Below are 20,152 nucleotides of genomic sequence, written 5' to 3' on the forward strand. Positions count from 1 at the left end.
CATGGGAAAAGCAAAACGCCGCAAGCAAACTCCTAATTATAGGAAGCCTACTTCTCAAAATAAACCAATAAGCGTAAAATGGAACACTGAAATACATAATATAGATTTCCCAATCACACCGAGAAAAGCTTGTGAATTAAATAAAAGGCTTAGGGAAAAAGGATGGGGATGGTTTTACAAAGAATTCATGAGTCAAAATAATATGCTTACATCCCGGTACTATAGAACCGAGGTAATACTAAGTACGGCTCCTTACATGGGGGATACCAAGTTTAGTGTTGAGGGAAAAGACTTTTATGTTCCAATTGTCTGTTTTAATCCCCAAAGTAACATAGTCAAGGTACTGGGATTGAAACACAACGAAATTGTTCTTGTGTCTCGTTTTAAATACTTCGATCATCTTCACAGGAAGGTTATAAAACCACAATTTTTCGGTTGCGTAAAAATGTTAAGTAAAAATATTATACCGGAGTATGGATATGTAGGTTTTAATTGGCATTCTTGTGATTGGAACGAATCAGACGAAAACTCTTTGATTATAAATACTCTCAGAAATTCGGAGGACAATCAAGAAGAAAAAGTTAAAACTATTACAGAAAGAGAAGAGTTAGGGATATCAGCAGATAGAGTAGGAATTACAGTAAAGGTATATTACCCAGATGAACATGAGGGGCAAAAATGCCAAGAAGTTTTAGTGTTTTTGCTAAAAAGCTTGGGATTTTATCACACTACAGGTTATGAGGATAGAATTACTACGATAATTAATGAAAATTTAGGTGATAATTGGTTGAAAATCAGTTGGACAGATGGGTTCTGCTCCGGTTCCTACTGTAACCCAAATTGAGCAAGCCTATCATCAGTTAAATTTAATCTCTACTCCCATACCCTCATCACCCAGCACCCAAAAACCCAACAGATCCCAAAACCCTCACCGGGGGCAGGGAACAACCTCGGATCTAAAGTTACCCTAAAGTTCAACCACCTTTGAGAAAAGCATTCCTAATATAGAAGTTAGAACCCACAGCAAAGCCGATATTAAAAGCAGAGCTTAAGCCTGCTTACCCAAACTGAGAGCTACTAGACAGGGAGTATATCAAAATTATGGTAAACGCACAGAAAGCGCCAAGTTGTACGATCGACAAACTCAACAATATACTGTTACAATAATTATTACAAATGCTATGAATTGAGCAAAATTTTGTTCTGTGATGTCAATATCTCAGGGTTCGATTCTTAGTTTCTTTCTTTGCCTTCTTAGCGGTGCGGTGCGTCGCTGTGAGATTGTTGGTGGTGCTTCCAGATTTTTGGTGGCGACACACCCTACTAATTGGGTATGGTGCGTCGCTGTGAGATTGTTGGTGGTGCTTCCAGATTTTTGGTGGCGACACACCCTAGGATTGCTCTATATATGGCGGCACGGATTCCGATTATTTAATAATATGTCAAGGGCGCGAAAAAGTCAAGCAAAATTGTGATTCTATCGCCCAAAACTTTTGCTCAAATTCAATATATCGATCGCACTTATTTTTTAATTTTCAAGTCTCCTTGGCCTGGTTTTTGTTGTCCGGTGCGGAAAACAACGGCTCCGTTTTCAAGAGCAACTAAATCTATTTTAAGCGGGCCGGCTATGTAAGTGACATCTGCGGCGATCGCCTGAACGTCCAGCGGTTTCTCGTACTGCTGCAACCGAGCGATAAAACCAGCCAAAGTTTCAATCTCACTGTCGGCAACTTGGACTCTACCGCCGACAACGCCGATCAGGCGAGCGCGAAATTGACAAGCTTCTATCAATTGCAGCAACTGCTGCCGCACCTGTTCGTCGGTCAAAGTCACCGGATCGACAGCAACCCCTGCAATCACATCTCCAGCGCGGAACACAACTCGATTGATTTCTGCTTCTGCAAATACCTTAATTAGCTTTTCTTGCCGCAGGTAATTAGCGCCGGCGACAATTCGCACCACGTAGTCTTCACCGTCTTTAATCTGACTAATTAGTTGATCGATTTCTGCTTTAGTAATTTGAATAACCTGGTCTCTAACCTTCTTATTCTCCGGCTGCATCAGTCCGACGGTGGTTTTATTTGCTTCTTGCAAAAGTCGATCGATCGCGCCACTTGCCATACCGGGATCGAGGATGCGAACGACGCCAGCAGCTAAAATTTGACCGCGCCTGATGGCAACTGTACCCTCGCGGATTGCCTGAAAATCGCGTTCCAAAACTTGCACTTGCTGCTGCAATAAAGTTTGTTGCTGTTCGAGTTGAGCTTGTTGCTGTGCCAAGGTTTCTAAGAGTGCTTCCCTCTCGGCAATTACTTTGTCGCGATCGACAATTGTTCGATCGCGCTCGGCGAGATTTTGCACCCGCTGGGCAATTTCCTTGTCTCGCTGGGCAATTAGTTCGTTGCGATCGACAATTTCTGTATCTCGCTTGGCAATTTCTGCGTCTCGCTTGGCAATTTCTGCGTTTCGCTTGGCAATTTCTGCGTCTCGCTGGGCAATTTGAGTTTTTACCTGCTCTCGCTGCTCGATTAACTGTTGGCGTTCCTCTTGCAGTTGGGCAATTTCCGATCCTAAAGTCGTTTTTTGATCGGAAACTGTTTTCAATTGGTTCTCGGTGCGATCGAGCTGAGCTTTTGTACTCGATCGGGCCGTTTCAACCAGTTTCAATTGTTCTTCGGTGCGGGATTTAGCTGCTGCCACGCTGCTGAGCTGTTCTTCTGTCTCGGATTTAGCCGCTTCTACCTGACTTAACTGCTGTTCAGTTTTAGACTTGGCTGCTTGTACGCTGTTGAGCTGGGCCCGCAGCGAGTTTAATTTGGCTTCCGTCTGAGCTTGCTCGGCATTAGCTGCTTGGAGGGATTGATTAATTTGCTCTAATTTGGATTTAGCTTGCGCTTGAGCGGTTTTGGCTCCATTTAATTCAGTTTCAACTCGATTTTTTTCTTGAGTGGTTTCTTTGAGTTCTCTGCGGGCTTGGTTGAGCCTTTTTTGAATCTCGTCTATTTGAAAAACCCCGGTTCGCAGAGGCTTGCTGGTAGCAAACAAAATGCCCAGAGTCAGTGCTGACAGGATGCTGCCGGCCATTACTGTCACAACAACAGCAGTATCGCGGGGGCGCAGTTTGAACAAACTCAACCTTGCCTTGCCGACTTTCGTCCCAAGGCGATCGCTGACAGTGGCGATCACACCCCCCAACACTAAAATTACAAATACCAGGATGTATCCAGCAGTCATTCCGATTTTAGATTTTGGATTTTGGATTTTGGATTGAATCTAAAATCCAAAATCCAAAATCCTATACTTTCTCGGCATCAAGTGAATTGCTGGCTTAAAGCCACCGGGTTGTGGACTGTGATCTTTTTCTTGTGGATCGAGATCATGGTTTCTTGTCTGAGATCCCCCAGCAAACGAGTCACAGTTACCCGCGTCGAGCCGATCGCTTCGGCGATCGCTTGGTGGGACAGCTTCAAATCAATCGTAATCCCCTCTGTACCCGGCACGCCAAAATCCCGGCACAGAATCAGCAAAAAGCTGACGAGTCTCGAACCCATATCTCGGTGGGCCAGCGTTTCGATCATCATCTCGGTTTGCAAAATCCGAGACGACAGTCCCCGCAGCATCACCATCGACAGTTCCGGGTCTTCCTTGAGCGCTTTCTCGACTTGTTCGATCGGCAGCGAGATCAACTCTACCGGCGTAAAGGCTACCGCGTGGTAAAACCTGTCCGATCGGTGTCCCGTAATCAGAGACAGCACCCCAAATACGCTATTTTCGCGCAGGAGGGCGACTGTAATTTCTTCCCCTGCTTCGTACACCCTGGAGAGCTTCACAGCACCTCTAATGAGAACGTAGACGCGCTCAGCCGGGTCTCCAGGGAAAAAAATTGTCTTGCCCCGTTCAAAGGTTTCCACAATGGGTGGAAACGCCCCGCCGCTGATTTGGCGGAACACGGCTGCTAGCGGTCTATCATGCGTCACGACTAGATCCTTTGTACTAATCAATACTTTATAACTTGCCGATTAAGCTTATTGAGTAAATATACTTCCCAACCTCCAATATATAGGGATTCTGTTACTTCCATCTAATGTTAAGGTAAACACACGCTGTATGATTAAATCTAGCCCTTCTCTTAACTTTTTCAATTCCGCCTCCATGTAGCTCCACAGCAAAATTAATATCAATTGTGTCTCAATTGTGTCTCAATGTCTCAATTGTGTCTGAATCAGTTAAATCTGAATCAGTTGTGTCTAAACTGGCGGGGTTGTCGCAGAGAGCCAATGAGAACGGTGCAAGTTGCTTCTAGAAGAAATACAGATGATAGATTTGACCGGAAAAAATGCTCTTGTTACGGGCATTGCCAACAATCGCTCGATCGCCTGGGGCATCGCTCAGCAGCTCCACAAAGCTGGGGCCAATCTCGGCATAACTTTTTTGAAGGACGAGAAAGGCAAGCACGAGCGCAAAGTCGCTGAACTGGTGGAACCGCTCAATCCCAGTCTGTATGTGCCCTGCAATGTCCAAGACGAGAGCGAAATTGAGTCTGCTTTTCAAACCATCGCCGACAAGTGGGGCAAGTTAGATATCCTGATCCACTGTCTGGCTTTTGCCGGCAAGGACGAGTTGTCGGGAGATTTCACCAACACCTCGCGCCAAGGTTTCTCCAATGCTTTGGATATTAGCGCTTACTCGCTGGTGCGGCTTTGTGCTGCTGCTAAACCCCTGATGGCAAGCGGCGGCAGTATTGTGACGCTGACTTATTTGGGCGGCGTCCGGGTAGTTCCTAATTATAATGTGATGGGAATTGCTAAGGCGGCTTTGGAAATGAATGTTCGCTATCTAGCTGCTGAACTGGGCCCGTTAAATATTCGGGTAAATGCGATTTCTTCTGGCCCGATTCGGACTCTGGCTTCGTCAGCAGTTGGCGGTATTCTGGACATGATCCACCACGTTGAGGAAGTGGCGCCGCTGCGGCGGACGGTGACTCAGCAGGAAGTGGGAAATGCTGCGGCTTTTCTGTGCAGCAATCTCGCTAGCGGGATTACGGGTCAAGTTTTGTATGTCGATGCCGGTTACGAAATCATGGGAATGTAGCATCTGGCGAGAATTTTGAGTTGTTAATTGTAGGGGCGGTGTCAAGAGTGCCCGCCCGCGATCGGAATTAGTAGGGTGCGTCAGATGTCAAAACCCTAAATAATCGCTCGATAACGGAGTCTGACGCACCTTACAAGTTGATTCCTGTGTGACACGCTTGCCAAGCGTCCTGTCATAAGTTTCTTAACTCGACACTTTAAGTTCAAGGCTCAAAAAGTCCCGTTCTCAAATTACTAATTATCAATAACTAATGAATGACCAATTGCGAATTATGGAGATAATCGATCGCCCTTCTGTGCCTCCTGCAAGTTCAGTTCAACCAGCTAGGGCCGCCTTGGTGAAACGCACGACACTGGAAACGGATGTCACTGCTAGCCTCAATCTCGACGGTGTGGGAACTTGCAAGGCGTCTACGGGGATTCCGTTTTTAGACCATATGTTGCACCAGATTGCTTCTCACGGATTGATCGATTTGGACGTGCAGGCGATCGGGGATTTGGAGATTGACGACCACCACACGAACGAAGATGTGGGAATTACCTTAGGCCAAGCGCTGGCAAAAGCTGTCGGGGATCGATCGGGCATTTCTCGCTTCGGACATTTCATCGCACCTTTGGATGAAGCTTTAATTGAAGTAGTGCTAGATTTTTCGGGACGGCCTCACTTAAGTTACAGCTTGGAAATTCCCAACCAGCGGATCGGCACTTACGATACCGAATTAGTGAGAGAGTTTTTTTCAGCGGTGGTGAACCACACTCAGATGACACTGCACATTCGACAGTTGCAGGGGGGAAATTCTCACCACATTGTGGAAGCGGCGTTTAAAGCATTTGCGCGGGCTCTGCGGATGGCGGTAGAAATCGATCCGCGGCGCGCCAGTCGGATTCCGAGTTCTAAAGGGGTTTTGTAGTATGGAGTTTGCAGTAGCGCCCAAACGCTACTGCAAACCTGTAAATCAAAAAATATCTGCTATATAGTTAAAAACACCTTGACTTCCCTCGCCGTATTTTCCGATAAATTCAGCGATTAGTCGATCGCTACACCTTTCTATAGCTTCATCAATAGAACTTTGTGCTAAAACTTGACGAGCCGACTGACGCAAAACTTCAAACAGATTCACAGTATAGCGAGTATCTTCACTGACAAAATCCCACAGTTCTCGACCTATTAAAGTTATCATTTCCGAATTTGGCAAAATTTGCTTCAGTAAACCAAGTGTTACAGTTTTATTAGTTCTTTTACCGTAAGCTATACCAATATAAGCGCGATCGCCCTCCTAAATTTTTTCCTCAATTTTGGCAGCCCAATATACTATCTGGTCTTTATCCATATCATTCGGGCCGCTTTTTACCTGTATCCAGCATTTCTCGCCATCACTGGTAGTTTTAATTGCGTCCCATCCTGACTTGCCGGGTGGACTTTCTGCACTTTCAGAGCAAGATATCAATAGTTTTTGAATAAAAAATCCCATTGATGTGACAATAGACCTAGTAGCTGTCATATAAACATTCAGCCTGACAACTTCTTCAGGAGTGTCTAGATTTAACGCCCTAATTAAAAATGGGTTGGGATGAATTTTCCCTAAAGTCAGATTTTCAACCATAACTAGCTGTCGCCCAGTAAAATCCCGACAAATACTGGCTAAAAAATTTTCAGCGATAGTAAGTTGCAGCGAAAGCTTGCCTGAAGATATAAATGCTAAAATGCGTTCAATCTCATCGGGAGTAAATCTGAGCGCTCTTTTGCCAGATATGCTGCTGATGCCGTTTCTGAGTGTTTCTGCTTGTAAGTTAAAAAATTCTTCTAACTCCGCAAAATGACTGGCGAAAGAGCGAGACTTGCTGGCAGGCAGTCCTACTTCTTTTTCTAAAACAAATGCTAAATCATGAAGTTGCTCTGACACTTTTATTTCTCCTCAACTCTATTTTAAATATTAGTTAACTGAAAAGAGAAAGCTGTTGACTTATTTCTCTTCCTCTAATTCGATCGCCCTTAATTACCTGACAAAGGTATTGACCTATCGCCTCTCCCAATAATACCGGAACTGCATTGCCAATTTGTCGATATTTAGAAGCAGTCGATCCATAAAAAACCCAATCGTCTGGAAACGTTTGAATTCGGGCGCACTCCCTGACGCTCAAAGGACGCAATTCATCGGGATGACACATATCTGTAGCCTTTTGATGGGGACTCGTTGTGACAGTAGGCGACGGTTTATCCCATGCCAAGCGCCGATAAAAACCAACTTTGCCGCCTTCAGATTTATAAGCTCCTCCCATTGCTTCTTGCTTTAATTCGCTGGGTAAATCCCTCCAGTTTTGACCTGCGGTTAACAGACGCAGATACTTGAGGCGATTTTCTGAGTAAGGGACAAATTCGGGCTGAGAATCTACTAAATCCTTTAATCCTTCTCTAAGAGTCAGCCATTTGGGTTTTTTACCAGTACCTTTCTGACTGTAATTTGGCAGCGGCAAAGTAACTGAATCATTACCTTTATAACCAATAAAAATTACTCTTTCTCTAGCTTGAGGAACGCCGTAGTCAGCAGTATTGAGCAGATCGTAAACAACTTCATAACCAATGCGTTTCATCTCGGTCAAAATTACTTGTAAAGCTGCACCGGGCATCTCATCAGCTTCTAACTGGGGGCAACCTAAACCTCTGCGATCGTGAGGTCGATGTCGAATTGGAGCTGACAGCAAGCCCTTAACATTTTCCATGATAAAAAAGCGCGGTTTGATTTCGTCAACAATGCGTATGAAATCCATAAATAAGCTACCGCGCGGATCGCCAACAGACCCCCGTTTTCCGGCTGTGCTGAAAGGTTGGCACGGGGGGCCACCAGTCACTAAATCTACTTCATCAGCGCGCAGAGGCCTATCTAAACCTAAGATTTGTCCGCCTTCTTGTAATAGAGTTTGGGCGCTGACTTCGCAAATATCTCTCGGTACCGCAGATGGGGATAAATGAGGACGATTTAGAGAGATTGTTTTAGTAGCATCAGGTTCGATTTCTACTAAACTTACTGTCTGGAGTCCGGCTTTTTCCAGACCTAAATCTAAACCGTAGGCTCCAGCAAAGAGGCTAATAGTTATCGGTTTGTTGTTAATCACAGGTTTTAGCCTCAAGAACAGGTTGGATAATTTCTCAAAATTAAGTTTATGAGAACTTCTTTTAATGAACCGCAGAGGGCGCAGAGGACGCAGAGGAAGAAAAGAGAGAGAATATAAGAGAACATAGGACTTACGCAGAACCTCTATAGCAATCCTAAATGATTTTCTGTGTGTAAGTATATTGACGTATTTTGGGGAAATCAAATTTATGTTCGTTAGTAAAAAAATTAAACAAAAATTTGACAATCTTAAAAGACCTACATAAATACCAATACTTTCTTAAAAAGTTTTTAGCTTGTAACCAAATATCTTCAACGGGATTCTGTTGGTCCGCATTGGGAGCAAATAAAATACAAGTAATTGACCAATTCTCAGGTTCTTTGTCACCATTTAGTTCTAATAAAAAGTCTCTAAATTCTCCATATTTATGATAACTAGCTCCATCCCAAGTCAAGATAATCTTGCGATTTTTATATTTATTTTGTAAGTATTTTATGAATTCAACCGTTGATTTTCCATCACCAGATGGATAACTTTGAACATGGAATTCTTTGCTTTGATAATTGAGTGCGCCAAAAGAAGTTTGTCTATCTTTTTCATTGGTAATTGGGACTTCAATTCTGATTTTTGATTGACCCCAAACATAACCAGTCAGATCGCCATGAAGTAGATGACATTCATCTAAAAACAATACTATTATTTCCCCAGATTCTATACCTGACTTGTTTTTAAATAAAATATCGTTAATTTCTTCCGGATTTTTTTTTACCAGTTCTTTATCAAATTTAGGATTGGTTTTTTGAGTTTTTTTCCAACTAATTTTCGCCCGGTCGAAAAGTTCATAGTAACTCTGTTTTGATTTATATATCACACCAAATTCTTGTTCTAAATAAGTAACCAACTCATCTAAATTCCAATATTCTTTATTCTTTAGCCACTCGATTACTTCAGTATTTTGTCGAGCTGTTAAATACCCTTTTGACCCTTTATGTCCGAGTTTTATTCCGGCGATGCCTTTGATTTTAAATTGTTTTTTCCAATAACCAATAAAAAAATTACTTACACCTAAAATCAGGCTAATTTCATGGTAGATATTACCTGAGATAGCCATCCTTACAGCTATTGCTCGTTTTAGTTCTCTGGCATCGATATCGCTTTTAATGAAAGATTCTAATTGGGCTATTTCTTTTTCCATATCTTTTTTTTGTTGCAGTTGTAAGTTATTCATTTTTTTATTCACGATCGAGTATTACATATAATTGTATCACAGTCTTGATAATGATTTAGGATTGCTATAGAATTTATTTTTCGCGATCCTAAGCAATTTACGGGATTGTCTGATTGTCAAGCTCGTCATTTACCGCGGCTTGATTTTCATTTTAATGCCAGTCTAATTGCCTTAAACTTAGCCAAACATGAACTTTCTAGTTGTCATTCATCTGCCAAATCTTTTGTGTTTTCTATGGCCTCTTATAAACGTCTGGAATAAAATCGCGCATCTACTTTCTACCTTTATTGATAAGTTAGATTTAGACCCGGATTTGATTTTAAATCACCCTAACCTTCCTTTAGTCTTGTCTTATGGTACTTTGGCTGCTTAAAAACTGTCCGGAGTATTGAAATGAAGGAGAACTAATTATGAACTGGAACCGAAAAATAAAAAATAAAGGTAACGCGAGTTAATGCAGTTTAGATGTTTGACAGCTTAACAACGCGGGCACGGATTCAGCAACGATACCCGAACCAGACTGCAAACCATAACGCTCTACATATTCTGCCGCTAGTTTATAAGCCCAATAGGGAAAATCTGGCTCTACGAAACACCGCAGTGCATAGTCTAGCTTGAGTAAATCTCAGCGGAGGACAAAACGCACCGTTGTCCACCTAAAGTAAGGTTTAAGAATAATATCCGCTAAGAGTGGAGGAGAAAAGACCGGATTCTGAATCGAAAAACAGTTCCTTAATTTAAATCGCTGCGGTTATTCACAGCGGCTGCTCTGCTTGCAAAGGCGGTTCTTCTGGCAGCGGGATAAACTCTGTTTCTTGAGGAACTTGACCAAAGCGTCCCTCCCTCCAATCGAGTTTGGCTTGTTCGATGCGCGAGTGCCGGCTCGAAACAAAATTCCACCACTTATGCCGATCGCCGACAGGTTCGCCGCCAATCACAATACACCGAGCCGTGCCTGAAGCAGAAATGTTTGCCGATGTGCCTGAAGTTAGAACCGCCAACCGATGCTGTGCTAAAGGCACTCCATCGATCGCAAGCCCCTCTGTAACGCTGTAAACCGCCTGTTCGCTGTAATCGCCCGGTAAGGTAAATTGCGAGCCTGGAGTCAGTTGCACGTCCAGATAAATCATGGGTGAAAATATTTGGACTGGGGAAGTGCGACCGCAGGCATCGCCTGCAATCAAGGTGAACGAAACTCCTGCGTCCTCCCAAACAGGTAGCTCGGTTGCTGGATGGTGCCGAAACCAAGGTTCGGTTTCTTCGTATTCGTCGGGAAGTGCTATCCAGGTTTGGATGCCGTGCAGGATGGCTTCTTTACTGCGCTCGTTGTCTGGCGTGCGTTCCGAGTGGACGATGCCTCGCCCTGCCGTCATCCAATTCACCGCGCCGGGGCGGATTTCTTGAACGCTGCCGACACTATCGCGGTGCAGCAAAACGCCTTCAAACAAGTAAGTGACGGTTGCTAAGTTGATGTGCGGGTGCGGCCTGACATCCACGCCCCGACCGGGTGGAAACACAGCAGGGCCGAGATGGTCAAAAAAGATAAAGGGGCCTACCAGCGTTAGAACGTCTGAGGGAAGCAGGCGGCGGGCTTGGAATCCACCCAAATCTTGAATGTGCGGTTCGATGAGATGCTGGATGCTATCCGTCATGATGTTGGTGAAGTTGCGAACGTTAATCGTCTGTGTCAAGAGTGCATTATACAAAAAGCTATCCCTAGAGAGTTGTATCGGTGACTTGTTTAAACTTTCCCAACGGAAAGCCGCTGTAGAGTGTCGAGTTCTCAACCAGTTTTCTGCTTGCGAAACGGTGGAGAGTTCGTCTCGCGCTGGAAACACAGCCAGTGGAAACGGAAGCTCTACCGCCATCGGCAAAACCAACAGCATCACTAACATCGGAAACACTGCCAGCAGCGGAAGCACCCGTGCCAGCATTAACACTGCCAATACCGGAAGCACCCGTGCCAGAACCCATCCCCGTTCAATCAAAGGAAAGTAGCCTGACTCACCGCCTGCAAGCACCCGATAAAGAAGCGACTGTCAGGTTTACTGTCGATATGTCCGTCGGGAGAGCACCGCAAGCTGTCGGTGCTGGCTGCTAAAACGGAGCGCAAGAAAGTGGACCAGAATGCGGATGCTGCTGGAGGATGGGTTGAAGGAGGTGAGGGGTAGGGGCGATCGGTCTTTGTGATGTCGGACTTGCTTAAGTGCGGATATGGGGGGCGATCGGGGAGATTACCCTACAAAAGTATCCGCTCAATAAATCGGGGTAACAGCAAAAAAAGAAGGTTCACAATCTAGGCACAGCACGGTAGAATATGACGTATTATTAATCATAAAATTAATGATGTCATAGTCTTTTTGAGCCACTCAAGTCACAATTAACCGTGGGTTTATACGACACTTACTAAAGGAATCAAGAGCCAATAATTCAGAGCCTTTATATTTTTTTGAATTTCTTCAATCCGACCAGGACACACCCAAAGAATAAACCGAAGATTGTTGGCGAATAATCATCCCCAAAGATGGAATATTTCCCAGGTGAGAAATACGGTCGTTCATATATTCAAAAAAGCTAATTCCTAATTTACTCCTTTGTGGCAACCAGAGACATGAAAATGTCCATCGCCTTCGTTCCTTCACAAGTTTGGGTTGCATAACTAATATTTCGTCGCTGCACGATTTTCTAGCAGCTAATTCGGCCGGGTTATTATGTAAAGGTAATTCCGGATGCTCCAAAACTAAAAGCAACTCAGATATTTTACTCAAAGTTAATTTTTTTCGTTCATCTAATTGTTCATAACCAGAGGGACTGCCAAAAGTTTCCCAAAAATTTGATTTGAGTCTGAGCTTCTCTAACCCAGATGGAGAGTTTTGTAAGCTAATAATTCTCGGTAGTAATCCCAAAAATCATCAAGAAACTTGTCTAAACTTTTTTGATGACAAGTAACAAATGGGCTTAACTTTTTATAATGTCTTGCTTCGTGCACCCAACATAAAGATCAATCATCTGTGAGTAATTTAAACTGGGGTGCATCATCAGTCACCAGAGTTTTTATTACCGGAATCTGGGATTGCTGAGCATAAAAAGCAATCGCTGCTGCCTCAAAAATTCTGGTACGATGTTGAGAACCCACTTGGCTCAGATTCTGATTCAGCAAGGAGTTAAACTCATCACCCTTCAACGGAATTTCTTGAGGCAATCCTTTAATTTGATGGCTCCACTTCTGGGGTACATTGAACTTATCTAATAGCTGGTAAGTAAGTGGAGATAGAATAAACTCAAGTTTTGGGTTGTTCTGTAATACTCCAAGTACGCTTAATCGGTCTTTTCTTAAAGTTGTAGAATAAACTGTATATAATGGGTTGCAAATTATATTTGTAGTGTGATTTACTCCTTTAACACGCGCACTTGTTTGGTCTAAGTGTTGCCTGCAGGCTACTTGCTAATCCGGATACATACACTTCGTTAAATTCTGATTCAAACTTTGATGAATTTTTCAGCAGTAGATTTGATAAATAACCGGCTGACATCGAAATCCCAATATTGCTTAAAAAATCTAACAGCTTTCCTTGAGTCATGTTGCCTCCGTAGTAAAGGCTGATAACTAAGGCTTTTACTCCGGGACCAAACTCCCCATCAGATCCGGATGGTAACGGTGAAACGTATGTTTTCTTTTCTGAAGGTGAGTAATACTTCTGTTTCCGGAATAACACGTTATCTGTTTTCAGTAAAATGTCTTGAACTATTACCTCTTCATAACCCTTAAATTCTGAATCGAATGGTAGTTCTGCTTCAGGATACTCCCGGATTTTTTCTCTCTCAACTTTGACGAGAGCATTTTTACTACTTTTAATGTGCTTTTTTGGTGCTTTTCGCTCTTTTTCGGATGAGTAGTTCTCTTTTAACTTTTTCGCTCCCTTAGCTTTGACCTCTGGTTTGCCTTGTTCTCCTTTCAGGCGATTGTTTTCGGATTTTAATCTTTGATTTTCTGACCTTAATTCTCTGGTTTCTGCTTGTAATTGCTCGCATTAGGTTCAGCAATATGGACACAGTACGACGCAATGATTCGTCGGCAATCTCAGATGGCTCAATGCTTTGCAGTAAGGTCTCTACTAATTTTTGAGGAGATGATTCTTGCGTCATGAATCATATTCTACCGTGCTGTGCCTAGATTGTGAACCTTCTTTTTTGCTGTTACCCCGATTTATTGAGCGGATACGATTTCTATTGTTTTTAATTCAGACTCGACTTATTTTTACGTTGCATCCAAGACTGAAAAGCTAGTTGCAAGCCAGAACTCAAAATAATTTTTTGTTTGTGGTGAACATTATTGTTTAATTTTGTTCCTAGCGAACTTTTTGGGAGGCAATTTTGCTCAGATTATTAAGTTTTTATAAAAAAACTTACTACTAAAAGTAATTGGGCTAAAATAAACAGCATTGATTTTAGGGTATTAGACTTCCCTCACACACACAAAATTTCCAGCACAAACTAATTTTATATTAGAATTAGTTTGCTTTTATCATGTATCTTTTACATTCAATTCAAGATGTGATTTAAATGTAAATAGCTATTGACGCATTTAATCTCATTGTTGAATAGATAGACTAAAAGCTGACAAATTTAGCGTGAATATATCTAGCAATTCCCAGCAAGTATAAGCGTTAAAGCTTAGCTATGGATTCCTCTTAAAGACTTTTAGTGAGAACATAGAGAATGAGTACCAAAAAGTCATTGTTTATACCTCGGCGTCAAGTAATTCGTGGGATTTTATCTACTACAGCGTTTGCAGTCACATCGCGCCTTTGGACTGGATGTACTCCTGCTAAAGAGGTTCAAGCCAGCTCATCTGGCAAAGATAAGCCAATTGTGATGGGATTTATTTATGTTGGTCCCAAAGATGACTACGGCTACAATCAAGCCCAAGCAGAAGGGAACGCTGGGGTTTCAAAATTAGCCTGGGTAAAAACCGTAGAGGAAGCAAATGTTCCTGAAACTACGGCGGTACAAGAAACCATGAGGAACATGATTGAACAGGATGGGGCAACGGTTCTGTTCCCTACGTCCTTCGGGTACTTTGACCCGCATATTCTGAAACTGGCAAAGGATTACCCGGAGGTACAATTCTTTCACTGCGGTGGACTTTATCAGGAAGGTAAGCATCCAAATAACGTTGGCAGCTATTTTGGCTACATTGATGAGGGTGAGTACGTAGCAGGAATTGTTGCCGCCCACGCCTCTAAAACCGGAAAATTAGGATTTATTGCTGCTAAACCCATACCGCAAGTATTACGCAATATCAATAGCTTTACATTAGGGGCACGTAGCATTAAGCCAGAAGTTACAACTCAGGTGATTTTTACAGGAGATTGGTCTTTGCCTGTTAAAGAAGCTGATGCTGCTAATAGTATGGCTGACCAGGGTGTTGATGTAATTACCTGTCACGTAGATAGCCCCAAAGTAGTGATGGAAACGGCTGAGAAACGAGGCATTTTCTGTACTGGCTACCATGCGAGTCAAGCCCAACTTGCGCCCAAAGGATATTTAACAGGTGCCGAGTGGGACTGGACGAATGTCTATTCTAAGTATGCTGAAATGCTTAATGCTGGCAAGACGCTAATGAACGGAGGCATTCCCCATTTAGTACGCGGTGGTTTGAAGGATGGTTTTTTGAAGCTGTCGCCCTACGGTAGCGCCGTAACGGCGGAAGCGAAAAAGGATGCTGATGCTGCTAAGAGTAAGTTTCAAGATGGCAGCATGGTCATTTATAAGGGGGAAATAAAAGATAACACCGGGAAAGTTGTGATTGCTGAAGGTAAGGATTACAAGCAGCAAGACGCAGAACTAGAAAAGATGAATTGGCTGGCATCAGGCGTCATCGGCAAAGTTACGAGTTAATTAGCTGATGTGCATTCAAAATTGTATAGCGGACAACTTAAACGCTGATTAGCTTAGTAGGGGCGAGCAGGTTTGTCCCTACATACCCCTTCCTTTCGCTAAGCGAGTATTTCACGCCCGTCGGCAACTGCTATACAAGCAAGTTTTTAATTCAACACTCATCATTTTCTTAGTAATTCATCTTTTATTCTGATGATAATTAACCGTCAAAACTGGCGTACAACTTTGGAAGCGGTTTGTATCCCGATCGCCGCCATCGTCTTCTCATTGGTATTGTTTGGAATTTTTTGTGCGGCAGCGGGAGCTAATCCCTTTGCTGTCTATGCCTCAATCTACAAAGCAGCGTTTGGCAGTTGGCATTCATTCCAAAACACCCTGATCAGGGCTGCACCGTTGATGTTGAGTTCCTTGTGCACGGCTTTGCCTGCCCGTTTGGGGTTAATGATTATCGGCAACGAAGGCGCTTTAGTAGTTGGGGGTCTGGGGGCTGTAGCCGCTGGACTGGCTTTATCTTCTGCACCGCCGACGTTAGTCCAAATTGCAATGGCGCTGGCAGGAATTGTCTGTGGAGGTCTGTGGATTGGTGCAGTGGGAGCTTTGCGCTATTACCGGGCAGTGAATGAGACAATTAGCAGCTTGTTGTTGAACTATATTGCGATCGCCCTGCTGAATCATTTAGTCGGCGGCGTGATGCGCGACCCCAGCAGTGTCAATAAAATTTCTAGTTACCCGATTCCTGATGTGGATATGTTAGGGAGTATTCCAGGAACCCGCGTTCACTACGGCCTAATTTATGGGTTGGTTGCTTGTGCGATCGCCTACTTCCTGATCCAGCGCACTACCTTTGGCTTTGCAGCTAGAACAGCAGGAGGTAACATCCGCGCTGCTCGAATTGCCGGACTTCCTGTCGGCAAGTTGACAATGGCAATCTGTTTCTTAGCTGGCTCTTGTGCGGGTTTGGCAGGCATGGTGGAAGTCGCAGCCGTGCACGGTCGAGCTAACGAATCACTTAATGCTAACTATGGCTACAGCGGTATCTTAGTCGCATTCATTGCTCGACACAACCCTCTTGCTGCGACTATTGTGGCAATTCTGCTTGGCGGCATTCTTGCTAGTGGCGGCATCTTGCAACGGGCACACGGACTGCCCGATGCAACGGTTTTAGTGTTCCAAGGATTGGTCTTTTTGGTAGTTCTGTATAGCGAATCGCTCTACGGACGTTTGCCATTTTTCAAAGAACGGTCAACCGATAGCCCTCAGCAACCACCTTCTAGCGAGCAGCCATCAGCAGCCGCTGTCTGAGCAATACGTTAAGCCAAAATCTCAAATCGGAGGAATCCACAATGGCAGCAGAAGTATTAGGTTGGTGGGGAGTACCTTTGGGTATCTTAGCAGGAACTTTGCGGGGTAGCGCTCCGTTTCTGTTCGTCAGTTTGGGCGAATGCCTAACTGAAAAAAGCGGCAAGATTAATTTGGGGTTAGAGGGGACACTGTTAACGGGTGCGATGAGTGCCTATGCTATTTCTTATCTGACTGGCTCCCCTTGGTTAGGTGTTTTAGCTGCTGGTCTAGCTGGCATGGTACTAGGTTTTATCCACGCTTGGCTGTGCGTACAACCAAAAGTAAATGACATTGCCGTAGGCATCGCCATGATTATTTTTGGTAGCGGCATTGCGTTCTTTTTTGGCAAACCTTTTATTCAACCAAGTGCCCCCCAATTGCCTAGTTTCCCTCTGGGTGCTTGGAGTGATTTGCCTCCGGTGCAATCAGCGCTACAAATTTGTCCCTTATTTTTGTTAGGTGTAGCGATCGCCCCTCTAATGCAGTGGTTTTTTAAATCAACTCGCTGGGGGTTATTTATTCGTGCAGTTGGTGATAGTCCCGATGCTGCCAAAGCAATGGGAATCTCCATTAATAAAGTTCGTATGCTCTGCATTATCGCGGGCAGTTTTTTAGCTGGAATTGGTGGTGCTTATTTATCCCTTTACTATCCCGGTAGTTGGACAGAACGCATCTCTAGCGGTCAAGGACTGATGGCGGTAGCGCTGGTAATTTTCGCCCGTTGGAATCCAGTTCAGTGCTTGTACGCCTCGTTGCTATTTGGGGGAGCACAGGCGATCGGCCCCGCTTTGCAATCAGTAGGAGTGGATTCCTATTACTACTTATTCAATGCTTCGCCCTACATCCTGACGCTGGCGATCATGATTATTACTTGTTCGCCGAAACGAACTTTAACAGGCGCGCCTGGATCTTTAGGAAGTAACACGTAAAACAGGAATTTATCGCAAGGAAGATAAACATGGGACGTTTTGTAGAAGCTGAACCATATCCTTATCCTTACAATGGCGATTTGCGGCCAGAAAATACGGTGCTGCTGATAATTGATATGCAAATTGATTTCTGCGGCATTGGTGGATATGTTGATAAGATGGGCTACGACTTGTCACTGACTCGCGCTCCTATTGAGCCAATCAAGCAAGTCTTAGAAGTCGCACGGGCGAAGCACTTCCATATCATGCACACCCGCGAAGGACACCGCCCCGACTTAGCAGATTTACCAGAAAACAAGCAGTGGCGATCGCGCCAAATTAACGCCGGAATTGGCGATCCCGGCCCCTGCGGCAGAATTCTAGTTCGAGGCGAAGCAGGGTGGGAAATCATTCCAGAACTCGCGCCTTTGCCTGGGGAAGCGGTGATTGACAAGCCGGGCAAAGGCTCCTTCTATGCCACGGATTTAGATTTGCTACTGAAACGCAAAGGCATTCAAAATATTGTCTTGGCTGGCATTACAACCGATGTCTGCGTCCATACCACAATGCGAGATGCAAACGATCGCGGTTATGAATGTTTGCTCTTATCTGACTGTACGGGCGCAACAGATTATGGCAACCATCTGGCGGCGCTCAAGATGATCCAGATGCAGGGAGGAGTGTTTGGAACCGTCGCTGATTCAGAAGCATTTATCAAAGCTTTAAGTGTTGAACTGTGAGGAAACAATAAAGTAAATAGTTCAAGCCTTGAAATGAATTCCGCAATCTAACTAAAGAATCAAAGCTCATAAATAGCCAATAAACTGTAAACTTTACAGGGAGATAAAAAAATGACAGAAGTGAGGGACTCTCTAGCCAAAAACTCAGCACTAAATACTCAAAATTATCTAGACACTCAAAACTCAAACTTCACAACTCAAAACTTTCTGCAACCACCAGAACTAGAGGTGGTTAACATGACTAAGCGGTTTGGCACGATGACTGCACTTGATAACTTCTCGATGACGCTAAAACCGGGAACGTTTCATGCTTTGCTGGGCGAGAACGGAGCAGGTAAAAGTACCCTTGTTAAATGTGTCATGGGTTTCTATAATCCTACTTCAGGCCAAGTTTTGATTGATAAGCAGGAAGCCGCGATCGCAAGTCCTCGCGATGCTCATAAGTACGGCATTGGCATGGTTTACCAGCACTTCACCTCTGTGCCTGCGATGACTGTAGCGGAAAATCTGGTTTTGTCACGCTTTGATAGCCCCAATTTGATTAATTGGAAAGCCGAGTACGAGCAGTTAAAGGCTTTTATGAAAACTGCTCCTTTCCGAGTTCCTCTAGATACCCCAATCTTTCAATTAGCTGCCGGGGAAAAACAAAAGCTAGAAATTCTCAAACAGATATATCTTCAGAGTCGGATCTTGATTCTGGACGAACCTACTTCGGTGCTTACTCCGCAGGAAGCCGATGAGGTTTTAGGTTTACTGCGCGCAGAAGTTACTGCCGGAAGATTAAGCGTGTTAATTATCAGCCACAAATTCCGGGAAGTGATGGCGTTTTGCGATAGCATCACGGTGCTGCGTAAAGGGAAGTTTGCAGGTCAGGGTTTGGTAAAGGATCTGACAGTCTCGGATATGTCTGAAATGATGATGGGTGAAAGGCGCGAGCCAAAACAAGTTGAAAAGACCGCCCCCCCAACGACTATTCCTGTCCTTGAAGTTAAAGACCTTCATGCCAATAAAGACAACGGTCTGGAGGTATTGACAGGAGTAAATCTCACAGTTCACAGCGGCGAAATTGTTGGGATTGCAGGTATCTCTGGCAATGGTCAGCGGGAACTGGTGGAGGTGTTGGCAGGTCAGCGTTCTGCTACAGGTGGAGATGTGCTGGTTAATGGCGAAGTTTATACAGCAACACGAGCCGAGATGTTTAAACATCAGGTCTTCGCACTACCAGAAGAACCCCTTCATAATGCTTGCGTGCCACACATGAGTGTGGCAGAAAATTTAGCCCTGCGGACGTTTGACCGCCCTCCTCAAGCTAAAGCAAGTATCTTACTCATCCTGAAAGAAATTAGGCAGGCGGCTAAGAGCTTAATTAATACTTTCAAAATAAAAACGCCTTCGCCAGATACCCCTATAGGCAATCTGTCGGGGGGAAATGTACAGCGCACAGTGCTAGCGCGGGAACTCTCCGCCGAGCATATTAAGTTACTAATTGCCGCGAATCCTTGCTTTGGTCTTGATTTTGCTGCTGTGGAGTATATTCACGGTCAGATTGTTGAGGCTCGCAACCGAGGAGTAGCTGTGTTGCTGGTGAGCGAAGATTTAGATGAACTGCTGAAATTGTCCGATCGGGTTTTGGTAATCAGTGGCGGGAATTTTACTTATGAAAGTGCGATCGCAGATGCAGATTTTGTTGAGATAGGTAAGAGTATGGCAGGACACTAATCAATTTTGGATTTTGGATTAATTGACGAAGAGGACGCGGCGGCGCTTCATAGTTTCTTGCCATTCTCCGCGTCCTTCTGTCTCCGTGTATATTTCATTCGAGCCATACCT

The 20,152-nt window shown here is 44.2% G+C and carries 19 protein-coding genes; 9 read left to right on the plus strand and 10 right to left on the minus strand.

The window, feature by feature from the left end:
• Window position 1 precedes the first annotated feature (1 nt).
• A complete protein-coding gene (locus tag QUA56_RS02110) occupies window positions 2-844 on the plus strand; it encodes a hypothetical protein (protein ID WP_194068178.1) in 843 nt (280 codons plus the stop codon).
• Between the two features lie 677 nt (window positions 845-1,521).
• Here QUA56_RS02110 and QUA56_RS02115 read toward each other — a convergent pair.
• Window positions 1,522-3,234 (minus strand): DUF3084 domain-containing protein, encoded by a 1,713-nt coding sequence (locus tag QUA56_RS02115; protein ID WP_333352532.1) that lies wholly within the window; start codon window positions 3,232-3,234, stop codon window positions 1,522-1,524.
• A gap of 77 nt (window positions 3,235-3,311) precedes the next feature.
• Window positions 3,312-3,977 (minus strand): global nitrogen regulator NtcA, encoded by a 666-nt coding sequence (gene ntcA / locus QUA56_RS02120; protein WP_006634020.1) that lies wholly within the window; start codon window positions 3,975-3,977, stop codon window positions 3,312-3,314.
• A 337-nt stretch (window positions 3,978-4,314) separates the two neighbouring features.
• Between ntcA and fabI the strand changes: the two genes are divergently transcribed.
• Together fabI and hisB are read left to right on the plus strand one after the other, a co-directional pair.
• Window positions 4,315-5,091 carry an enoyl-ACP reductase FabI gene (fabI, locus tag QUA56_RS02125; protein ID WP_333352535.1) on the plus strand — a complete coding sequence of 259 codons (777 nt, stop codon included), beginning with the start codon at window positions 4,315-4,317 and terminating at the stop codon, window positions 5,089-5,091.
• 271 nt (window positions 5,092-5,362) lie between these two features.
• Window positions 5,363-6,001 (plus strand): imidazoleglycerol-phosphate dehydratase HisB, encoded by a 639-nt coding sequence (hisB, locus tag QUA56_RS02130; protein WP_242725824.1) that lies wholly within the window; start codon window positions 5,363-5,365, stop codon window positions 5,999-6,001.
• A 45-nt stretch (window positions 6,002-6,046) separates the two neighbouring features.
• Here hisB and QUA56_RS02135 read toward each other — a convergent pair whose 3' ends face one another.
• The 5 genes from QUA56_RS02135 to QUA56_RS02155 all read right to left on the minus strand — a co-directional run bounded on the left by QUA56_RS02135 (window position 6,047) and on the right by QUA56_RS02155 (window position 11,366).
• A complete protein-coding gene (locus QUA56_RS02135) occupies window positions 6,047-6,271 on the minus strand; it encodes a hypothetical protein (protein WP_333352537.1) in 225 nt (74 codons plus the stop codon).
• Between the two features lie 96 nt (window positions 6,272-6,367).
• The gene (locus QUA56_RS02140; protein WP_333352539.1) at window positions 6,368-6,994 is read right to left on the minus strand and encodes a PmeII family type II restriction endonuclease; all 627 of its coding nucleotides are present in this window, start codon (window positions 6,992-6,994) and stop codon (window positions 6,368-6,370) included.
• A 34-nt stretch (window positions 6,995-7,028) separates the two neighbouring features.
• The gene (locus tag QUA56_RS02145) at window positions 7,029-8,204 is read right to left on the minus strand and encodes a DNA cytosine methyltransferase (RefSeq protein ID WP_333352542.1); all 1,176 of its coding nucleotides are present in this window, start codon (window positions 8,202-8,204) and stop codon (window positions 7,029-7,031) included.
• Between the two features lie 154 nt (window positions 8,205-8,358).
• Window positions 8,359-9,432: an IS630 family transposase gene (locus tag QUA56_RS02150; RefSeq protein WP_333352544.1), complete on the minus strand. Its 1,074-nt coding sequence runs from the start codon at window positions 9,430-9,432 to the stop codon at window positions 8,359-8,361.
• 755 nt (window positions 9,433-10,187) lie between these two features.
• Window positions 10,188-11,366, minus strand: coding sequence for a pirin family protein (locus tag QUA56_RS02155; protein WP_333352547.1), 1,179 nt, complete (start codon window positions 11,364-11,366; stop codon window positions 10,188-10,190).
• Between QUA56_RS02155 and QUA56_RS02160 the strand changes: the two genes are divergently transcribed.
• Entirely contained in the window at window positions 11,357-11,533 is a 177-nt protein-coding gene (locus tag QUA56_RS02160; RefSeq protein WP_333352551.1) for a hypothetical protein, read from the plus strand. The two genes, QUA56_RS02155 and QUA56_RS02160, sit on opposite strands and share 10 nt — an antisense overlap.
• Before the next feature lie 358 nt (window positions 11,534-11,891).
• On the opposite strand, the gene QUA56_RS02165 is transcribed toward QUA56_RS02160, so the two are convergent.
• From QUA56_RS02165 to QUA56_RS02175, 3 genes are all read right to left on the minus strand, one after another.
• The gene (locus QUA56_RS02165) at window positions 11,892-12,338 is read right to left on the minus strand and encodes a hypothetical protein (RefSeq protein WP_333352553.1); all 447 of its coding nucleotides are present in this window, start codon (window positions 12,336-12,338) and stop codon (window positions 11,892-11,894) included.
• A 95-nt stretch (window positions 12,339-12,433) separates the two neighbouring features.
• Window positions 12,434-12,634, minus strand: a complete 201-nt coding sequence (locus QUA56_RS02170) for a hypothetical protein (RefSeq protein WP_333352556.1) — start codon at window positions 12,632-12,634, stop codon at window positions 12,434-12,436.
• A 196-nt stretch (window positions 12,635-12,830) separates the two neighbouring features.
• Entirely contained in the window at window positions 12,831-13,013 is a 183-nt protein-coding gene (locus tag QUA56_RS02175) for a hypothetical protein (protein WP_333352559.1), read from the minus strand.
• 1,138 nt (window positions 13,014-14,151) lie between these two features.
• Here QUA56_RS02175 and QUA56_RS02180 point away from each other — a divergent pair.
• The 5 genes from QUA56_RS02180 to QUA56_RS02200 all read left to right on the plus strand — a co-directional run bounded on the left by QUA56_RS02180 (window position 14,152) and on the right by QUA56_RS02200 (window position 20,041).
• The gene (locus QUA56_RS02180) at window positions 14,152-15,333 is read left to right on the plus strand and encodes a BMP family ABC transporter substrate-binding protein (RefSeq protein ID WP_333352562.1); all 1,182 of its coding nucleotides are present in this window, start codon (window positions 14,152-14,154) and stop codon (window positions 15,331-15,333) included.
• Between the two features lie 192 nt (window positions 15,334-15,525).
• Window positions 15,526-16,635, plus strand: a complete 1,110-nt coding sequence (locus QUA56_RS02185; RefSeq protein ID WP_333352565.1) for an ABC transporter permease — start codon at window positions 15,526-15,528, stop codon at window positions 16,633-16,635.
• Between the two features lie 41 nt (window positions 16,636-16,676).
• The gene (locus QUA56_RS02190) at window positions 16,677-17,603 is read left to right on the plus strand and encodes an ABC transporter permease (protein ID WP_333352568.1); all 927 of its coding nucleotides are present in this window, start codon (window positions 16,677-16,679) and stop codon (window positions 17,601-17,603) included.
• A gap of 29 nt (window positions 17,604-17,632) precedes the next feature.
• Window positions 17,633-18,322 (plus strand): biuret amidohydrolase, encoded by a 690-nt coding sequence (biuH, locus tag QUA56_RS02195; protein ID WP_333352571.1) that lies wholly within the window; start codon window positions 17,633-17,635, stop codon window positions 18,320-18,322.
• A 111-nt stretch (window positions 18,323-18,433) separates the two neighbouring features.
• Window positions 18,434-20,041, plus strand: coding sequence for an ABC transporter ATP-binding protein (locus QUA56_RS02200; protein WP_333352574.1), 1,608 nt, complete (start codon window positions 18,434-18,436; stop codon window positions 20,039-20,041).
• Window positions 20,042-20,152: the final 111 nt, after the last annotated feature.

The organism is Microcoleus sp. N3A4, from assembly GCF_036701805.1.
Taxonomy (GTDB): Bacteria; Cyanobacteriota; Cyanobacteriia; order Cyanobacteriales; family Microcoleaceae; genus Microcoleus.

Bases quoted from the DNA above. Each gene is read 5' to 3' on its own strand.
- QUA56_RS02150 (WP_333352544.1), bottom strand. From the start codon at position 9,432: ATGAATAACTTACAACTGCAACAAAAAAAAGATATGGAAAAAGAAATA.
- fabI (WP_333352535.1), top strand. From the start codon at position 4,315: ATGATAGATTTGACCGGAAAAAATGCTCTTGTTACGGGCATTGCCAAC.
- QUA56_RS02185 (WP_333352565.1), top strand. From the start codon at position 15,526: ATGATAATTAACCGTCAAAACTGGCGTACAACTTTGGAAGCGGTTTGT.
- biuH (WP_333352571.1), top strand. From the start codon at position 17,633: ATGGGACGTTTTGTAGAAGCTGAACCATATCCTTATCCTTACAATGGC.
- QUA56_RS02135 (WP_333352537.1), bottom strand. From the start codon at position 6,271: ATGATAACTTTAATAGGTCGAGAACTGTGGGATTTTGTCAGTGAAGAT.
- QUA56_RS02155 (WP_333352547.1), bottom strand. From the start codon at position 11,366: ATGCTGGCACGGGTGCTTCCGCTGCTGGCAGTGTTTCCGATGTTAGTG.
- QUA56_RS02115 (WP_333352532.1), bottom strand. From the start codon at position 3,234: ATGACTGCTGGATACATCCTGGTATTTGTAATTTTAGTGTTGGGGGGT.
- QUA56_RS02175 (WP_333352559.1), bottom strand. From the start codon at position 13,013: ATGACTCAAGGAAAGCTGTTAGATTTTTTAAGCAATATTGGGATTTCG.
- QUA56_RS02200 (WP_333352574.1), top strand. From the start codon at position 18,434: ATGACAGAAGTGAGGGACTCTCTAGCCAAAAACTCAGCACTAAATACT.
- QUA56_RS02190 (WP_333352568.1), top strand. From the start codon at position 16,677: ATGGCAGCAGAAGTATTAGGTTGGTGGGGAGTACCTTTGGGTATCTTA.
- QUA56_RS02110 (WP_194068178.1), top strand. From the start codon at position 2: ATGGGAAAAGCAAAACGCCGCAAGCAAACTCCTAATTATAGGAAGCCT.
- hisB (WP_242725824.1), top strand. From the start codon at position 5,363: ATGGAGATAATCGATCGCCCTTCTGTGCCTCCTGCAAGTTCAGTTCAA.
- QUA56_RS02180 (WP_333352562.1), top strand. From the start codon at position 14,152: ATGAGTACCAAAAAGTCATTGTTTATACCTCGGCGTCAAGTAATTCGT.